This is a genomic window from Paenibacillus sp. J22FR5, assembly GCF_059691975.1.
Genome location: NZ_JCAUAN010000020.1, coordinates 1 through 18,040, shown reverse-complemented (window position 1 = coordinate 18,040; position 18,040 = coordinate 1). Strand labels below are relative to the sequence as shown.

Annotated in this window: 20 protein-coding genes and 1 pseudogene; 16 read left to right on the top strand and 5 right to left on the bottom strand. The window is 45.8% G+C overall.

Going from position 1 to position 18,040, the window contains the following annotated elements; genetic code table 11:
- Positions 1-3: 3 nt before the first annotated feature.
- The 7 genes from AC58P7_RS22170 to AC58P7_RS22140 all read left to right on the top strand — a co-directional run bounded on the left by AC58P7_RS22170 (position 4) and on the right by AC58P7_RS22140 (position 4,361).
- Positions 4-909: a hypothetical protein gene (locus tag AC58P7_RS22170; protein WP_497346719.1), complete on the top strand. Its 906-nt coding sequence runs from the start codon at positions 4-6 to the stop codon at positions 907-909.
- A 13-nt stretch (positions 910-922) separates the two neighbouring features.
- Positions 923-1,822 (top strand): hypothetical protein, encoded by a 900-nt coding sequence (locus AC58P7_RS22165; RefSeq protein ID WP_497346717.1) that lies wholly within the window; start codon positions 923-925, stop codon positions 1,820-1,822.
- Between the two features lie 23 nt (positions 1,823-1,845).
- Positions 1,846-1,995, top strand: a complete 150-nt coding sequence (locus AC58P7_RS22160) for a hypothetical protein (protein ID WP_497245511.1) — start codon at positions 1,846-1,848, stop codon at positions 1,993-1,995.
- 16 nt (positions 1,996-2,011) lie between these two features.
- Positions 2,012-2,158: a hypothetical protein gene (locus tag AC58P7_RS22155; RefSeq protein ID WP_497346715.1), complete on the top strand. Its 147-nt coding sequence runs from the start codon at positions 2,012-2,014 to the stop codon at positions 2,156-2,158.
- The gene (locus AC58P7_RS22150; RefSeq protein ID WP_497346713.1) at positions 2,155-2,580 is read left to right on the top strand and encodes a hypothetical protein; all 426 of its coding nucleotides are present in this window, start codon (positions 2,155-2,157) and stop codon (positions 2,578-2,580) included. The genes AC58P7_RS22155 and AC58P7_RS22150 overlap by 4 nt, the downstream gene beginning before the upstream one ends.
- 43 nt (positions 2,581-2,623) lie before the next feature.
- Entirely contained in the window at positions 2,624-3,079 is a 456-nt protein-coding gene (locus tag AC58P7_RS22145) for a hypothetical protein (protein WP_497346711.1), read from the top strand.
- Between the two features lie 94 nt (positions 3,080-3,173).
- Positions 3,174-4,361, top strand: coding sequence for a M24 family metallopeptidase (locus AC58P7_RS22140; RefSeq protein ID WP_497346709.1), 1,188 nt, complete (start codon positions 3,174-3,176; stop codon positions 4,359-4,361).
- 81 nt (positions 4,362-4,442) lie between these two features.
- Here AC58P7_RS22140 and clpP read toward each other — a convergent pair whose 3' ends face one another.
- The 4 genes from clpP to AC58P7_RS22120 form a co-directional block, all read right to left on the bottom strand.
- Positions 4,443-5,024, bottom strand: a complete 582-nt coding sequence (gene clpP, locus AC58P7_RS22135) for an ATP-dependent Clp endopeptidase proteolytic subunit ClpP (protein WP_497346708.1) — start codon at positions 5,022-5,024, stop codon at positions 4,443-4,445.
- A 67-nt stretch (positions 5,025-5,091) separates the two neighbouring features.
- Positions 5,092-5,388, bottom strand: coding sequence for a hypothetical protein (locus tag AC58P7_RS22130; protein WP_497346706.1), 297 nt, complete (start codon positions 5,386-5,388; stop codon positions 5,092-5,094).
- A gap of 13 nt (positions 5,389-5,401) precedes the next feature.
- Positions 5,402-5,989: an ArsR/SmtB family transcription factor gene (locus tag AC58P7_RS22125; protein WP_497346705.1), complete on the bottom strand. Its 588-nt coding sequence runs from the start codon at positions 5,987-5,989 to the stop codon at positions 5,402-5,404.
- A 288-nt stretch (positions 5,990-6,277) separates the two neighbouring features.
- Positions 6,278-6,604 (bottom strand): helix-turn-helix transcriptional regulator, encoded by a 327-nt coding sequence (locus AC58P7_RS22120; RefSeq protein WP_497346895.1) that lies wholly within the window; start codon positions 6,602-6,604, stop codon positions 6,278-6,280.
- A gap of 141 nt (positions 6,605-6,745) precedes the next feature.
- Between AC58P7_RS22120 and AC58P7_RS22115 the strand changes: the two are divergent.
- From AC58P7_RS22115 to AC58P7_RS22095, 5 genes and pseudogenes are all read left to right on the top strand, one after another.
- Positions 6,746-7,285, top strand: a pseudogene (locus tag AC58P7_RS22115) (VOC family protein); the annotation flags it as partial.
- A gap of 397 nt (positions 7,286-7,682) precedes the next feature.
- Positions 7,683-8,435 (top strand): dioxygenase family protein, encoded by a 753-nt coding sequence (locus AC58P7_RS22110; RefSeq protein WP_497346703.1) that lies wholly within the window; start codon positions 7,683-7,685, stop codon positions 8,433-8,435.
- Between the two features lie 3 nt (positions 8,436-8,438).
- Complete coding sequence (locus tag AC58P7_RS22105) at positions 8,439-9,704, top strand: RCC1 domain-containing protein (protein ID WP_497346701.1); 1,266 nt, start codon at positions 8,439-8,441, stop codon at positions 9,702-9,704.
- A gap of 3 nt (positions 9,705-9,707) precedes the next feature.
- Positions 9,708-11,351, top strand: a complete 1,644-nt coding sequence (locus AC58P7_RS22100; protein WP_497346699.1) for an MFS transporter — start codon at positions 9,708-9,710, stop codon at positions 11,349-11,351.
- Between the two features lie 9 nt (positions 11,352-11,360).
- Positions 11,361-11,828: a response regulator transcription factor gene (locus AC58P7_RS22095; RefSeq protein ID WP_497346697.1), complete on the top strand. Its 468-nt coding sequence runs from the start codon at positions 11,361-11,363 to the stop codon at positions 11,826-11,828.
- 535 nt (positions 11,829-12,363) lie between these two features.
- Here the strand turns inward: AC58P7_RS22095 and AC58P7_RS22090 are convergent.
- On the bottom strand, positions 12,364-12,666 hold the full coding sequence (locus tag AC58P7_RS22090) for a hypothetical protein (RefSeq protein WP_497346695.1): 303 nt from the start codon (positions 12,664-12,666) through the stop codon (positions 12,364-12,366).
- A gap of 218 nt (positions 12,667-12,884) precedes the next feature.
- Between AC58P7_RS22090 and AC58P7_RS22085 the strand changes: the two genes are divergently transcribed.
- The 4 genes from AC58P7_RS22085 to AC58P7_RS22070 all read left to right on the top strand — a co-directional run bounded on the left by AC58P7_RS22085 (position 12,885) and on the right by AC58P7_RS22070 (position 17,001).
- Complete coding sequence (locus AC58P7_RS22085) at positions 12,885-13,136, top strand: hypothetical protein (protein WP_497346694.1); 252 nt, start codon at positions 12,885-12,887, stop codon at positions 13,134-13,136.
- A 228-nt stretch (positions 13,137-13,364) separates the two neighbouring features.
- Positions 13,365-14,816 carry a spore germination protein gene (locus tag AC58P7_RS22080; protein WP_497346692.1) on the top strand — a complete coding sequence of 484 codons (1,452 nt, stop codon included), beginning with the start codon at positions 13,365-13,367 and terminating at the stop codon, positions 14,814-14,816.
- 23 nt (positions 14,817-14,839) lie between these two features.
- On the top strand, positions 14,840-15,928 hold the full coding sequence (locus tag AC58P7_RS22075) for a GerAB/ArcD/ProY family transporter (RefSeq protein WP_497346690.1): 1,089 nt from the start codon (positions 14,840-14,842) through the stop codon (positions 15,926-15,928).
- Positions 15,925-17,001 (top strand): Ger(x)C family spore germination protein, encoded by a 1,077-nt coding sequence (locus tag AC58P7_RS22070; RefSeq protein WP_497346688.1) that lies wholly within the window; start codon positions 15,925-15,927, stop codon positions 16,999-17,001. The genes AC58P7_RS22075 and AC58P7_RS22070 overlap by 4 nt, the downstream gene beginning before the upstream one ends.
- Positions 17,002-18,040 lie beyond the last annotated feature (1,039 nt).

Below are 18,040 nucleotides of genomic sequence, written 5' to 3'. Positions count from 1 at the left end.
CTCTTGTTGTTATTTGTTCTTGTTTATGTGGGTTTTCAAGCACTTCTGGAGCTGGTGATCCGACAACGTAGAGCTAGATTTCGATTGCACTATGTAAAAAACGCCACGGTAAGCGCGCGATTAAGCGCATATTTGGCGAGATACAGCAGGGTTTATAAGCATATCAAAGAGTTGCTAGAATCCGTCGAATCTAAAGTAAGCCTTCGAACGATGATGACAATCAGTTTTATCGGGTTATTATCGGGCCTGTTGGCGGGGATTTTATTTTTTCAATCCTTAAAAGGCGCCCTTATCATTACCGTGATCGGTGCTTCTCTGCCCTATTTATTGCTTCGCGTCAAGCTGGTGAGTGTCCGTTTGCGAACGCGGTTAGAGTTTCTTCCTGCTGTTGAAGTCTTTTACCAGTATTACATGATGGATTCAAATCCTAATATGAAAATCGCGCTGAAGTATTGCTTAGAGGAAAATCGAATCCTGTACCCGATTAAGCCTGTATTTGAGCAGCTATATCGTCATTTAATGACGCAAAGGGATACAGAGGAGAGCTTGCGGGTGTTCTCCCTGACGCTCGGTCACATCTGGGCTGATTATTTTAGCGGGATTATGCGGGTGGCGCTGAAAGAAGGAAGTTTTGTCGGAGATAGCTTAAAGGAGCTTATCACGGATATGCGTAAAGCGCAGCGATTTGATCAGATGGAACGAAATCGACTTTTGGAAATCCGAATTGCGAATTTTACGCCAATTGGTTTCTTAGTCTTGTTCATGTGGATTAATTTCAAAGTGAATGCGGACAATGCTTATCTGTATTATGTGATCGACCCGGCGGGGCGGAATATGATTTTGGATGCGTTGTTACTGATTTTTGTTTCGTTTTTGATGGGTATTTACTTATCTTTGCGAAGAATGTGAGGAGTTGGAAGCGGTGGTTTTGGTCAACACCCAGCTGCTGATGCTGCAGTATGCGATGCGTTTGCTATTATTCATTCTTTTATTATTCATGATCTATCACAGCCTTAAGCTCATACCGATCCGCAAGCGGAGATGGCGATCTCTACAAGTTAAAAGTGCGCTACAAATGGTTCGAATACCCCCTTGGTTATATAAAATGCTGGGGATGAGCACGAAAGCAGTGGAGGAGAAGCGGCAATTGTTGTTAGGGTGCGGCATTTGGATGGATGCGAACCTTTATGAAGGGGCGAGAAGGTTGCTTTTAGGCGGTGCGTTGCTGATCGGAGGTTTGGGGTACTCGGCTTTTAAGCATCCGTGGCTCACTTTGCAAATGCAGCCGGTGTATGTTCTTGTTGGCGCTGTCGTAATGTCGATTTTTCTTTTTTGGGATGGAAAGGTGCTTGCGCAGCTAAAAGAAAAGCGTTCCCAACGTATTGTGCGGGACATTTACGCGATCAGTCGACAGCTCTTGTACTACAACGATTCGAGATTAAATTTGCATGACAAATTGTCCTTATGTGTCGGTCAAACAACGTCAATTCGAGCCCATGTTCAGCTGCTGCTGAATGAGTGGTATCAGGGAGCCGAAGAGGCGATTTCCCATTTTAAAAGGAGACTAGGTACCGAGGAAGCTCATAGCTTTGGAGAAACGCTAAATGCACTCAGGTTGAATGAGCATGGCGGTTATTATGAGCTGCTGAAGCAGCGGATTCAGGACTATAAAGAGAAAATGGAGTTGATTCGCGATAGCAAGAAGGAAACAGTATCGTATGTGCTTTTTGTGCTGGCGGGACTGCCGATTCTGAATACATTTCGGGTATTTATGTACCCTTGGATTGCTGAAGGACAACGATTATTTGATGCTATTAACTAATGCAACGATAGGAGAGCAAAACAATGAGAAATATTTTGGTCACGGTGATGATGTTAATTGTGGTGGCGTTATTGTTTACGACGATTATTAATGATGGTTCGACGGGAATGAGACGGAATATTAACACCCATGGGACGACAGCGAATACGAATATTACAGCACTTCAACCATAGAATTGGCAGGCGATGTATGAGGTCTATTCTTGTAACGGTTCTGCTGATGATTGTCGTTATTGGTATTTATTTCGATGTTGTAGGGGGAAGTACGGGGACACGCAGGCAAGTGAGCGATAGCGGGGCTAGAATCAATGGGTCTATCGAACGGATTAATCCATGAAGCAGATATTGGTGTTTATTCTGTTTGCTACGATGCTCTGTTGGTTCATGTTCGCACCAGTGTATAAACATATCATCATTGTTCGGCAGGCTGTGCTGCAAAAGGAAGTTGATTACTTGCTCGAGGTTGGTGCGAATGGCAGCCATGGGTATATTAATGAAGCGATGATTCAGGAATCCAGAAGTCGCATGGCGGAAAGAGGCTTCGTGCCTGGGGATATAGCCTATGTGGTTGGCACCAACACTGGCGTTGGCGGCATGGATGCGAACGCACCTGTATGGCGGGGAACGGGCTTGCGGCTAACGATGACGTATCCGTATCACCGACTTTTTGTGATTGATCAGCTTGTCGGTATTACGATCCCGGCTGCTTCTGACCGCATGGGCGCAACAGGTATGAAAATGAGTGAATATGTGCCATGAGAGTTGAGGGAATGGCGTGTATAAGCTGCTTTTAATGATGTTAATGAGCGTGGTGTTTATGTCGCTGTATGCGCTTCAAACCGATGAAGAGTTGGCGATGCATACCGTGTTTCAGGGAAAGCATGGGCTGAACAATGCTGTACATGCGGCTGCTCAGCAAAGTGATGGGGCGAAGCTCGCACAAGGCACTCATTCGATTGATGAGGCGAAAGCTAGAGAGGCTGCGATGGCATATTTGCAGGCCAATTTACGTTTAAATGCGGATAATGAGCCACTGCCGGATACGTTTTTGCAGAACACGGTGGTGGTTGACTTATTTAAGGTTGTTAATGAGGATGAGGTATTTCCGTACACCTATCGGGATGACAGTCAGGATTACTCGGTTACGCTTGAACGACCTGGGGTGATTATGTTTATTCGGTTGGTGTTCCCGCGAACTTATACGGTTTTGCAGCCGATTACGTGGACGATCAAGTCTTCTGCGGAAATGGTGTATTGAGTATTGGAGAAAGCATCGATGGAGCGATAAAGGTTATTTCCATGTATAATGTGAAGGTGAGGTGTCAATCTACGGCGTATAGGAGTCGATTTCTATGACAATTTTTCAGCAAAGGCAGCAGTGGCTGCAAGTTGAGATGCGTAAGCGAGGGTGGTCAGGCTTCCTGGTCACGCACAATGTCGATATATATTATTACTGCGGCTCGATGCAGACGGGGTATTTGTTCATTCCGACGGAGGGCGAAGCGATCTATCTCGTTCGTCGCAGTTTGGTGCGAGCGGAGGAGGAAGCGGCAGCGGCCGTCGAAGCGCTCGGCTCTTGGAAGACGCTCGGCGAGCGGCTTCGCGCGCGCTGCGCGGATGGTGGCGCAGCGGCGGCTGAGCCGCTGCGTGTGGCGACGGAGCTGGACGTGTTACCCGTCCAGCTTTATTTAAGGCTGCAGACCGCGCTGCCCGGCGCGGTCTGGGAGGACGGCTCGCTGCTCGTACGAGAGCAGCGTATGATCAAATCGCCGGACGAAGTCACGGCGATTCGGGCGGCAGCGCGCGTCGTGGACGACGCGCTGGGGGCGGTCATCCCCCACATTCGTGAGGGGATGGCGGAGGTTGAGCTGATGGCGCTCATCGAGCATCAGCTGAGGCTGCGCGGGCACCAAGGGCTGATGCGCATGCGCGCGTACAATTCCGAGTTAATCACCGGAATGGTCGCGTCAGGCGCATCGGCAGCGGTGCCCACCTATTTTGACGGGCCGGCCGGGGGCACGGGGCTCCACCCGTCCAGCCCGCAAAGCTCAGGCCGCGCGCTGATTCGGCGCGGCGACCCGATCCTCGTCGATGTCGGTTGCTCCATCGACGGGTACTTGATCGATCAGACACGTACGCTCGTGATCGGGGATCTAGACCCTGAGCTGCAGCGAGCGTATGACGTGGCGGAGGAAGTCCTCCGCGCCACGGAAGCCAGGCTGCAGCCGGGCACCATCGCCGAGCATCTGTATCTGCTCGCGCTGGATCAAGTGAATGAAGCTGGGCTGGGCGCCCACTTCATGGGGTATGGCGCTGACCAAGTGAAATTCCTTGGTCATGGCATCGGGCTCGAAATCGACGAGCTGCCCGTTCTCGCCAAGGGCTTCAAATACCCGCTGGCGCCGGGCATGATCATTGCGATCGAGCCCAAGTTCACCTTCCCCGGGCGCGGGGTCGTCGGTATTGAAGACACGTATCTGATCACCGAAGGTGGATACGAGAAATTGACGGTATCCCGTGAGGGGATACGTCGTATTTAAGCAAATAGACCTGCGGAATCCGCAGGTCTATTTCTTTGGTGGAATCGGGGGATGTGCCCCCGATTCCTTTTTAAATAACAGCTATATCCGCTCAATCACCTTATCAATCAAGCCATAGACGCGCGCATCCTCAGCTTCCAAGAAGTAATCGCGGTCCGTATCCAACTCGATTTTTGCAATCGGTTGTTTGGTCGTTTCCGAGAGGATGCGATTTAGAATGCTGCGTGTTTTGAGAATGTGCTGGGCACGGATGTGAATATCACTCGCTTGCCCCTGCGCACCTCCCCAAGGCTGGTGAATCATGACTTCGGCATTCGGAAGTGCGAATCGTTTGCCTGGCGCGCCGGCTGTTAAGAGAACAGCCCCCATAGAGGCTGCCATACCTACGCAAATGGTGGAGACATCCGGTTTGATGAAGTTCATCGTATCATAAATCGCGAGTCCAGCTGACGTAGAACCGCCCGGTGAGTTGATATAGAGGGAGATATCCTTCTCAGGATCCTCAGCCGAAAGGAACAAGAGCTGGGCAATAATCGCGTTGGCTACTTGATCATTAACCTCTGTCCCGAGGAACACAATGCGGTCTTTCAGCAATCGGGAGTAAATATCGTACGAGCGTTCTCCACGCGCGGTTTGTTCGACAACCATAGGTATGAAGCTCATTTAAATCATCCTTTCATAGATGAAAATCATTTTATTTTGCAAATGTAATTAAGTTGTATAGTCGAGTCTAAGCGGCTTTGCATTGAACAGTATTCGTATGCACCCTATGCTTCTGGCCGAAACCGGAGGAAACGATGATGAGTCGAATGGGGGCTTCATTTGGATTAGCAGTAAACTCGCGAACAGTAACCGTTGCTTCGGAATCTATGGTAGTTGAATCTTGTCGGCGATAAGTTTCGATGGAAATGACATTGCTGCTGGATGAAACATGCTTGCTCTCTTGCGCTTGCTCCCAAGTGATGACAGGGGTTGCTGCAGGAGCTGTATCCTGCTGTCGCTGACTCGGTTGTTGTTCATGACTCATGGCAAATGCCTCCTCATTCCTTCGGTTTGGGGTACACGGCTAGCAAAACATGATATGCGTCTTGAGCCTGACTACCTGAGTAACGCTCCACTAACTGTTGGACCATCGCGGCATAATCCTCAATGAAAGCTTGCCGTTGCAGTTCGGAGCAAAGGTGAACTTGAAGCTGCAGCGTCGCACTAGGGATCACCTCACCGACATCAGACTGCTCCATGAGCAGCATGGCATCTCGGCGAATTCGCTCGGATGTCGTCACGAGATGAGCAAGGGAGCTTTGATCCTTCAACTTTTGCAAGGTTTCTGGCTTCATGCTGAGCGATTCGGCGAGCACGAAAGTTTTGGCAATGGAGCGGTACAACACCTCTACCAGATTGCGCACTTGGCGTGTGCCTATGCGCTGAACGAGGCCGGCTTTTTCCAACGCCTTGAGGTGGTAGTTGATGCGCTGAGCAGTCTCGCCTAAAGTTCGCGCCACTTCTGCAGCGGAGCCAGGCTCCAGGAGCTGGGCGATGATTTCTCCGCGAAGCGGATTCAGCAAGACGGTCGCTTGCTCGGGGGACTCGATGTAGTAGCTTTCTTGAATCTCTTTTTCTTGTGGCATGGAGAGGATAGCCTCCGTGTACAAAGTATATGTTACGTACAATTATTTTATTACGTGGGGAAGGGAAAGTCAATGGGCCGGAATCAAGACGGGTATTGGGTGACAAATAAGTTTTGAAGTAGACAATAAAGTTTTGAAAAGTTATTGGGCAGAGCAGACCCACTTCTCTGTCTTTTTTAGTTTTTCAGAAGCTATCCCAGATACAATAAACTCTTAAATGAATATATGGCTCTTCTTTTTTGTTGTAGGGTGACAAATAAAGTTCTGGAGCGTGCAAAGGTCTTTAAGTCATAAATAAGTATAATTCGCTGTAGGCAGATTTTCTTGATCTTTCTGATTGCGAAACTTGTGAGGTGTCAGCCCTGTCCACTGTCGGAAGTGCTGGCAAAAGTGGCTCGCTGAAGAAAACTGGAGTTTATCGGCGATTTGCTCGATAGGTAACTCGGTTTCTGTCAACCACTTTTTGGCCTCACGTTTACCGGATTCTGCTCTATAAGATCTGGGAGAAAGACCGTAGACCTTTTTAAAGGATTCCGATAAATAAGAACGGTTTAGGTTTAAATTTCTTGCCAACTCATGGATTTTAAGCGGTTCATTGAAGGCTGCTTCGAGCAGTGATGCAGCCTCGTAAGCAAGTACAAACTGCTCGGAAGTGCCACCTCCCGATTCGGTCTGAGAGGGTGATGAGATGACGGACGTACATGTAAAATTACAGTTTGATCATGCCATTATTTTAGTCAAAAATCTGAAAAAGGCCGTATGCAAATATCAACAACTGGGTTTCATGTTGTCATGGGTGGCGAACTCAAAGGAGGGGCGAAAAATGCGGTTATTCCTTTTGAGGACGGCACCTACTTGGAGCTTTTCTCTGTTGGCAGTTTTCTCCTTATGCTTGCGAAAATGTTCAAGACAATTGGCAAATTAGACGTCATGACCAAAGGGCGCGGTCCTATGGAGACACGCTTCATCCCCCATTTTGCAATAGGAGAGGGGATCATAGAATATGCATTATTCACGGAAGATCTTGAGAAGCAGTTGGATTTAATTCGAAAAAGAGGAGTGGACATATTAGGTCCAATTGAAGGGAGCCGAATCCAAGCAGACGGAACAAAATTGGAATTTCAATGGGGACTTTCGTACCCGAATCTTCCTTTTTTGATTACAGACCGTACGTCCAGAAGCTTGAGGGTGCCTTTTGAGGAGGCTGGCAAGCACGAAAATAGAAGTATAGGAATTAAAGAGTTGATTATGGCCGTGCGGGATTTACAGGAAGCAAGCAATATTCCGATTTATTAGGGGGGAGTGGGAGAACATCGGTACTTACAGAAATAAATTTTCATTAGGCTCAACTGATATTATCCTTGTTGGCCCCGGTGAAAGTAAAGACGTGCAAAAATATCTTGGTAAATATGGAGAACGTCCATTTGCCATAGGATTACGTACAAATGACAAAACCCGCTTAGGTGAAATGAACCTATCACTTGCCGGGGAGGCGAGAATTCATTTGATGTCTTGAGGTTGAAGCTCAAAATCTGAATCATGGCGCCGCGGAGAATGGTCTAAAATTTCGCCTCCAAGATGAAATGCTGAACCGTATCATAAATAGCGGTAGAGCAGAGAAATGGAATGTAACTATAAGTCTCAAACATTCAGCAACTTTTCATGTTAAACTACTCGATGTAGTGTTATAATCATGAAAAAAAAGGAAGTGGATTCATTTATGAAAAAAAACAAATCACTTATCATTTTGATACTAGCAGGTGTGTTAATCATTGGTGGCTGTTCTACAGGTAATTCATCCCAGTCACCAGTTAGTAGTAATACGCCATCCACTGGTAGTACTTCTACCAGCACAGCTACTCCAACAACTACTGCCACTGCAACTGCCACCGCAACAACAGCGGCCGCCAACGATAGTGGGCTCACCCAGCAAGTTACTCAAGGGCCCTATTATGTTACTGGCACCAGTGCATTGACTAAAGGCAATCTGAACTACGACAACTTAACTGGAAAAAGTATCAAGGTACAAGGTTATGTCTATGCGGGAGCCACCGGCACAACACCGGTCGCAGGCGCCAAAATTGAAATCTGGCATGCCGACAATAGCGGCAATTATCACCCCAATTCCAATGGTGCGGCCAGCGGCTATAAATCCAGCGAGTTATCGCTGCGCGGGTATGTACTGACAGACGACAAAGGTTACTACGAATACACCACTATTTATCCAGGCGAATACACGGGGCGTACGCGCCATATTCATACCAACACAACGGCTAATGGTTACAAAGGTGTCATAACTCAACTGATTATCCCAAGCCTATCCGGAGACAAAATGCCCGCCTCCCAGGATAATATTGCGCAAAGCTTGCCAAAGTACAACCAAGTTACCTTCACCACTGATACCATACCTACAACAACTTTTAATTACCGACTTGCAGCTAACTAGTATATGAGCAGACACATTACCCCACATAAGGTTATCTTTGGCTTATTAGCTCTAGCTGTGATTGCTGGCGTGATTTATAGCTTGTTTCCAAAAAGTACAGCCAGCGAGACAGTCATATTGGGTAACGGCAAAAATGCCCACGGTCAACTCGCCAATTACTCAACTAGCGGCACGAGCAGCAGAATTGATATTCCCGAAAAAGTCTCGCAGTTGGCGGCCGGATTTGATCATTCACTAGTGCTGACTAAGAATGGTACGGTGTACGCCTGGGGCGATAATACCTACGGTCAAGTCGGTATTAACAGCGCAAAAGGAATTGTGAGCGGTCCGCAAAAGGTTGAGGGGCTTCCAACAATTATCGAAATTAGCGCAGGCTTTCGCCATAGTATGGCGCTCGACGTGTACGGCAATGTTTGGGTTTGGGGCAATAACATCGCCGGGCAGCTCGGCACGGGCGACCGGGGTGATTTGCGCAAACCAACCCAAATTAGTTTGCCGAGCAAAGCCGCTCATATAACCGCCGGTCACCGCTTCTCGCTGGCGACGCTTGATAATGAAAAAGTTTACGGCTGGGGCGCTAAGTGTACAAACGATACCAAACGGACGTTTGCCGAACTCATGCAGCTGATCGGCCAGTCGGCCACAGGTATTAGTTATTATGTTGATGCGGGCGCCGACCCGAGCAGCAGCGACACGCAGGAACTCTGTGAGTTTCAGGGATTTGTGGCCGTGAGCAGCCTGACGCCGATTGAAATTCCTGAATTAGCCGGCAGCACCCAAATTGTGGCGGGCTTTGGGCATGTGCTGGCGCTGCAAGCTGACGGCACGGTTAAGTCAAAAGGTTGTAATGCTTATGGGCAGCTGGGCTATCCAACGGCTGATATTGTGCCGGCCGAGACCATACCGGGGCTGAAAGGCATCGTGGCGCTCGCAACCAGCACACGCCACTCCATGGCGCTTGACGCGTACGGTAAGGTGTGGGCGTGGGGCGCCGACAACTCCGGGCAACTAGGAAAAAACCTCGGCAATCTAGAAGGGGTGTTTGAACCCGAAGTGGTTGCGGGCCTGCCGCCGGTTACTAGTATTGCCGCCGGCCACGACTTCTCCTTGGCGCTCGACAAAGAGGGTCGTGTATGGGCGTGGGGTGTTAATAAACATAGCCAAGCGCCCGGAATCGTAACGACCGACTACAACTCTACCCCGAAACTTACTAATATTTCAAATGAAACACATATTATAGCAGGGGGAGCCTTTGTACTGGCCTATTAAACGATGAACACAAACACGAAACGAAAAACCGTCTCTTTTTTATCTCGTAATGTCATTGTTCTGTCGATCGTCAGCTTTTTTACTGATATCGCTACCGAGATGCTCTATCCAATCATGCCGCTCTACCTCAGTGATATCGGTTACGGTGTAATTCTAATTGGTTTAATAGAAGGTATTACACAGCTTGTTGCTGGTGTGATTAAACTGGCAAGCGGTGTCTATTCTGATCACCTGCAGCGGCGCAAAAGGCTGGTGAATATCGGCTATAGTATTTCAGCGCTCGCTAAACCGTTGATGGGGCTTTTCCCAACTTATTGGGCGATTTTTGGCTTTCGTCTGCTTGATCGCTTTGGTAAGGGGGTACGTAACGCACCGCGCGACGCCTTGCTTGCCGATGTCTCTACCCCTGTTAATCGTGGCCGGGTATTTGGTTTCCACCGCGCCGCTGATACGCTCGGTGCCACGCTCGGTCCGCTGATTACCCTAGCGATTATGTATTTGTATAGTGAAAATATTCCGCTGATTATTGGTCTAACGGTTATTCCAGGTATTGGCGCAATCATTGCCGGCTGGTTTATTCTAGAGCCAAAGAAAAAGGCTGAGCTGCCTAACGCCGAAAAAGGCGGTATTACAGGTTTATACCGTCGCCTGAAGATGCACTATAGGGCGGCGTCACCCAATTATAAACGCGTACTGTATCTCATTTCGGTCATTACGCTGATTAAAAGCACCGACATTTACCTGCTTCTCCGCGCCCGCGAGTTGGGTCTGAGCGATCTTCTAATTATTAGCGCCTACGTTGCCTACAACCTAACGGGTACATTCATTATCTACTACCTTGGCTCGCTGAGTGATCGGATTGGCTTTGCTAAAACCTTTGCTATTGGTGCCCTATCGCTTGGCGCAACGTATATGCTGCTAAGCCAAAACGAACTGCCGCTCTTGCTTGTCTTTGCCGCCTTCATTATTTATGCGGTTTTCCAGAGCGTCTATGAAGGCCTGACGAGTGCCTGGATGTCGCTTCATATAAAGCAGAAAGATCGAGCAACGGGTTTTGGTGTTATGATGGCCTTTCAGGCGGTTGCTACACTCATTGGAACACTCATGATCGGTTTTGCTTGGGCGGGATTTGGCGCAAAAATTGTCTTTGCGATTACAGGATTACTGGCGGTAGGGCTTGCGGCATACCTGTTTTTTACTCAGCAACGCGATTACGACAGCAAAACTGATTTTGGCCGCAAACCGTATGTAGCCGATATCAAAAAACTGACGGTTGAAAACGACAATTTCCGCACGGCAATCTGGACAGGTCAGCAGCTGCAAGTCACGGTAATGTCAATCCCAGTAGGCGGCGAGGTCGGTTTGGAAGTACACAGAAATATCGATCAGTTCCTGCGAATCGAGGACGGCGACGCCATCGTACAAATGGGACCACGTGAAGATGACCTTTCTTTCGAGCAGCAAGCAACAACAGATAGTGCTATTATGGTTCCCGCAGGCATGTTCCATAACGTCATAAACACGGGTAATAAACCACTCAAAATCTACAGCATCTACGCACCATCCGAACACCCCTACGGCACCATTCATAAGACTGCCGATCAGGCGGATCGCGAGGAACTAGCCGAACTACTGGAAGATGACTGAACAAGTGCGATGGTTGACAACATGGTGGACTTGATTGTTTCGGATATTATGATGCCTGAGATGGATGGATTTGAGTTTGCGACCCATATAAGGAATCAAGATAAAACGATACCGATTTTGTTCATGACCGCCCGTGACGATATTTCCTCCAAGCAAAAGGGGTTCCGAATCGGCATTGACGATTATATGGTCAAACCGATTGATATGGATGAATTGGTGTTGCGTGTTGGTGCTCTGCTACGCCGAGCTAACATTGCCAATGAAAAGAAGATGTGCATAGGAAGCCTTCTGATGGACGCGGATGAAATGTCGGCTTATTTGGACGAAGTGGTAATTCCGCTTACCGTCAGGGAGTGTCCAATGACACAAATGTGCCTACATAATTTTAAATGCAAATGCCTGAGGAATCAGGCTTTTTTATTTTCATATAGGAGGATTTGTGTCATCAAAAAATGCACAAATGTCCCAACATTGTAGTCTTGCGACACAAATTCACCTACATTATAGGAGATCGTTTTTGGGATTGGATCACTCAAGAGACTTGCCAACAAAATATAATTGTAGTTGATATCAATGCTAATACAGGAGAATTTGTCGAAATGGGATTTCCTTTGGATGGAGTCATTAATGAACTCCCAAAGTAATGGTCTCACCGTTGAACTAACGGGTAACGATAGCTGAAAGAGATTGTAGGCAAAATGGTTTGTAAAAAGTACTTCAAAACTTATTTGTAATTCAGGTTTTTCACTCCAAAACAACACTTCAAAACTTAATTTGTAAATCGATTTTATACGAAAAGCCAGCAAACCCTTGAGTTTGCTGGCTTCTTGCACTTCAAAACTTATTTGTCACCCAACAACGGGCGGGCGCACATATCGGGTGACAAATAAAGTTTTGAAGTAAATTAGGCGTTCACTCTATACTATTGGGTGAACGCTTATTATATTTTCTTGTATTGAGGAAGAAGTCCTTAGTCGTATGGAAGAAAGTCATCAGTCAACCCGGGGAGTGATTAAACCAATACCAGCGTAGCTGGCACAGGCCGCAAAGTAAGACAAGAGCGCTTCTCTGCTCTTGCGACCGATGTGATCCGCGCCGTCCGAGCCCTGAAGCCGCTGGAAGCTGCCGAGCGGCAGAAGCGTCTGCGGAGTACACGGCCTACCGTGATTTTCTGCAGGCGAAGCCGAACCTGGAGCGGGTGATAGCTGCAGAACTGAAGCTGGACTAACATAGAACATACTACGGCGTGGCGGCCTAGCTGGGATGGTTGAATACAGAAAGGTGGTTGAGCAGAGGAATGGATCTGCTCAACCACCTTTCTGTATATTCAGGGGTGCTGCTCAGGTTCCCGCCGCCTGCAGAGGATCAGCGCCAAATGGATGATCCACAATATAAAGCCAGAGGTTGTCGGGCTGCATTCGGAAAATCTCCGAAGTGTGGCCTTCGATTTGAGACGGAGTACCGTCCTCCCCCACCGTATGCAGGATAAAGTGGGCCCGCAGCAAAGCGATATTTTCAAAAGGAAGGCAGTAGATGTTCGTGAACGACATTGACCCACAGATCCTCTCGTATACGACGACCAAGCTCATATTGCAGCCGTTTTTGGAGAATGTGATGAAATACGCCTGGTGCGGCGACAACATTCGCTTGAGAATCGTTGGCGATTGGAAAAGGGGGAAGTATAGTCGTGAAGAGACAATGACGGAGAGCGTAACCCATTCATTTTCTAAAAGGAAACGCTCGCATAAGCTTCTCCACAATCAAGGCTATTATCAATTATTATGAAACGTATCCCAATTGCTGAATTTCCAATTATCTCTATCAAACGCACGGGCTTTCATTCATTCTTTCTTTTAATTCGGAGAAATCACCGGTGACTTGCAGGTCAAACGGCATGACGTTCTGCAAGTCATATTTTTCTTTTAGCTCACTATGCTTTGATTCTGTATAATTATCCGTTTGAAGAGAGAAAATGAACTTGAGAAATTGAAAATAGGAAAAGAGTGGTTAGAAATGAATTCAGTCCCTCTGTTATGGAAGGAGCTTAGTGAATCATCGGATTTCGTTTGCTACGAACATCAAACGAACACGGAGCGTTTTCTCATCGGTTATTTTAAATCCCTTACGGAGCCGAAAGTCTTGCAACAGCATATCCTGGGCTGCCTGAGCAACAATTCGGACATATCCTTCGAGGATTTGTACCACTTGATCCCCGTAGCGGAAAAAGAAATATCCTTCGATTGGGACCTTATTCAAAACAAAATTTTGCGGGGAAATGTCGCTATTCAATTTGGCTATCAAAGCCATCATTGTATTTTGGTCAATGCCGCCGCATCCAAGGGTCGCAACGTAACGATACCCGAAATCGAATTCACCGTGGAAGGACCGAAAGAAGCCTTTGTTGAATCATTGGACATCAATCTTAACTTGCTTCGCAAGCGAGTTCCCATACCCGAGCTGCGTATAAAAGAGCGCACTGTAGGGAGTTTATCCAAGTCGAGAGTTGCGATTTGCTACATAGAGGGAGTAGCGAACGAACAATATTTACATACATGCATTCAGCGCATAGAGGATGTGCAATTCGATCAAGTTTCGGATAGCACGATCCTTCAACAAATGATCGAAGATGATTCCAACTCCATCTTTCCACAAAACATCGGGACCGAAAGGCCTGATTACGCTGCCTGGGCCGTATCGTCGGGGCAAATCTGCGTATTGATGGACGGGTCCCCGACTGCGTTTTTTGCGCCGGTCACCTTGGGGTCTTTTTTTATTACTTATGAAGATTATTATTTACCATGGATTATCGGCTCCATATTACGGCTGATTCGCATGTTCTCCGTGATGTTTTCCGTCTTTGCCTCACCCTTATATTTTGCTGTTATGACCTATCACGGTCAGGGTATCTCCAATGTTTTTTTGCCCACGATCATTTCTTCGAGGATCAATGTACCTTTTCCGCCAGTCGTGGAAGTGCTCATTATGGAGCTTGCCATTGAATTGTTACGGGAAGCGGGCGCCAGATTGCCTACGAAAATCGGACAAACCATCGGAATAGTCGGAGGTATTGTGCTCGGGACGGCCGCAGTTGAAGCCGCGCTTACAAGCAATTTTTTATTGATCATAGTGGCGTTAGCTGCGTTGGCTTCTTTCGCTACACCTATTTTTCGAATGAGCGCTACCATACGAGTTCTTCGTTTTCCATTTATCTTCGCAGCGCAATTATGGGGGTTACTGGGTATTATTATCTGCACGCTTTTCTTGGTTGCGCATCTGTTGCGATTAACGTCACTCGGGATGCCTTACCTGGTTCCTTTTTATCCTTTTCGCACTTCCGACTTATATGATACGGTCATTCGTCCTCCCTATTCCAAATTTCATCATAGATTTAGCTTTTTAAGATCACCAAAACCCGTAAGATTCAATAGGAAAAACGCAAACATAAAAAGAGACATAGACGAGTGAAGCAGCTTTGGGAGTGATACAAGATGAAGTCAACAGAAAATCCGCGTTTTACCATATCGCCTTATCTGGTTTTTGTATTGATTCTAACGATGCAGTTCGGACCCGAGTATGTCAACATGACGACCAAGCCGATTCAATTGGCTGGTCAAGATACTTGGATCTCTGTCATCCTATGCGGTATCTGTTTCCACATCGTCATTTGGATGAGTTATCGAATTCTTAACCGTAATGAGACGGATCTTATTCATATTCATCAACAATTTTTCGGAAAATGGGCGGGCGGGGGCCTTAACTTTATCTTTATCGTTTACTTCCTGCTGGTTGCAAGTTATCAAATGCGGCTATTTATAGAAATTATACAAGTATGGCTATTCCCTGATCTTGAAACATGGGCGTTGGCATTGGTTTTGCTCCTGCTTGTTTATTACATCGTTGCAGGAGGTTTTCGAGTTATCGTGGGCATTTGTATGTTTAGCTTCCTGCGAATATTTACATTAATTTCAATGGTTTTTACTGCTAAATATTTTCATTTTAACAATTTATCTCCCATTATGGATCATTCGCTGAACGATATCATTCAAGCAAGTAAGGAATTTACATTTCCCTTTTTAGGCGTGGAGACGCTCTTTTTCTGCTACACTTTCATCAAAACACCAAAAAAATCGCAAAAATGGGCGCATTTGGCGAATTTTGTTGCAACATTACTTTATCTTATGATTGTTTTCATTTCGTTGTTGTTGTTCAAACCCGAACAACTATCGAATGAAATATGGCCGCAATTAACCAAATATAAATTTGTTCATTTTCCTTTAATTGAACGATTTGAATTTATCGGCGCTGCTTCACAGATATTATGGGTAATTCCCATCATATGCTTCTGTCTTTGGGCGTCAAGCCGAATGTTTAAATTCATGTTCACTGTGAAACAATTGACAGTCCTGCCGATATTATTGATTCTGGTCTTTACCGCCGTATGTCTGATTCCAGGTCGTAGTCGTGTTGAAGCTGTTCAAACAATGTTATCCAAGATCGGATTTTACATGATTTATGCGTACATCCCATTTGTATATATAGTCGATGTTGTCAGAATGAAAGTGAGAAGAACAGTATGAATCGGTTATTTTTCTTGCTATTGGTTACCTGTTTCCTGTTAACGGGGTGCGTAAAGCAACAAATTTTGGACAAAATTACTATACCTACTGTCTGCGCCTACGATGAAGCACCAAACGATCAAATCGAACTTACAATTACGGCGCCTAAATTTCAAGCTGGTAAACCCGGTTCCGTTTCAAATATATGGTACTCAAATGTTGGCCACACAAGTAGGAATATCTTGCAATTAATGGAAATGCGAATAAACCAGCCCATTAATACAGGAAAATTTTATGTGGCATTATTTGGTAAAAAATTGGCGGCAAATGGGTTATCAGACGAATTGGATGTGACACTTCGTGAGTCTCAATCTTCGCGAAGCAAGTATTTGGCCGTTGTCGATGGAAAAGCAAAGGAGATGTTACAAGCGAATTTCAGTTCAAATGAGGAAAAAGGAATGTTTTTGTTTAATTTACTCGATACGAACGAGCGGACCGGGCTTGTTCCCATGCAAAATCTTCACGAGTTCGAGTACTCCTTTTTTGGAAAAGGAATGGACCCTTTTTTACCTCTCCTTACATTGCAAAACGATCAAGTTCTGATTTCCGGTTTAGCTTTATTTAAGGATGACAAGTATGTCATGTCACTGAACGAAAAGCAGATGCGAGTCATGAAACTTCTTCTGCGAAATGTGAAGTACGGTACTCTTGAAGCAAAACTGGACAATGGATCTTACATTGCAGTGGTAAATGTCGGTTCAAAAGTGAATTATCGCGTCAGCAAAGATACGAAAAGTCCAAAAGTGACGATATACCTTATCCTAAACGGTGAAATTCTTGATTCAATGGGAGTTCACTTTCCAACACAAGAGCAGCAGAGAATAAAAGACCGTTTCGAAAATGATCTTACCAAAAATGGAATGGATCTCATACAAATATTTAAAAAAGAAGGGATCGACCCGCTCGGATTAGGGGATTTCGTTAGGAGTAAAACGCGAAAATGGAACGAGGAAGAATGGAAACAAGAATATCAAAATTTGAACGTTAGCTTGAACGTTAAGGTGAATCTTATGGAAACGGGAATCAGGAAATAAAGGTCTATTGCACACAGGCGCTATGGCAATACTTGGATTAATAATTTTAAAAAAGATTGCCAACCACTTGGTCAGAGAGGCCGGATAGCAGGCAATCTTTTATTTGTTTACTTAGAATGGTCATTATAGGCTGAATTTATTGCCCTAATATAGGGTTTCTCATATGAAGATTTTGGAAATTAAGACTCTGAACGATGTCACATATTCATATCACCAATTGCCTTATTATTAAACAAATTTGATCAGAAAAGAAAGGGATGAAGACACCTTGAGCAATTGTCCTGTTTGCCTAGTTGGTATTGTTGAGCCACTTGGTTACGTCGAATTAAAGGAGGGACCACTGGAATTCAAACTGGGCCAATTTCCACCGACTAAAAAAGAAACAATCACCATTGGGATGTGTAGTCGGAAATCATGTCAGCATGTAAATATGGGGGCAATTCCGGAATCCCTTACTCCAGCCAAGAATTTATTGAAGGAGCTCATTCTATCGTTTGAAAAAAGAACACGGTAAAAGTAATAACACGATTTCTTACTCACGATATGGCTAAAAATGACTGACCAATAAACTCTATGAGCATGTGTGAAATCAGTATTGAATGAGTAAGTTTTTTTTTTGGAATAATAAGAAGCAAAAAAAGGAGATTAACAAAAATGGCAAAAAGTATTGTGTATTACAGCGCATCCGCATGATCACCAGCAATCTTATAGTTTATCTGTTGGAAAAGAATTTATAGATGCATGTAGCATTTAAAACTGCTAATCGTTGTATTGGCAATAGTTAACACTTAAGCGCTTAATGAGGTAAAAAAAAGAAATAGTTTTTATGTCACACATTGAAGTCGCCAATTGTCTTATCAGTGTCAAAAAAATTAGGAGGTACACAATTATGACGCAACGTGTAAATTATATGGAGCAATCTCCAGACCTTTTCAAAAAAATGGTGGATTTCAGCATGGCTGAGAATAAAAGCTCAATTGAAAAGAAGATCCTCGATCTTGTTCACATCAGGGCATCACAAATGAATGGATGCGCGTTC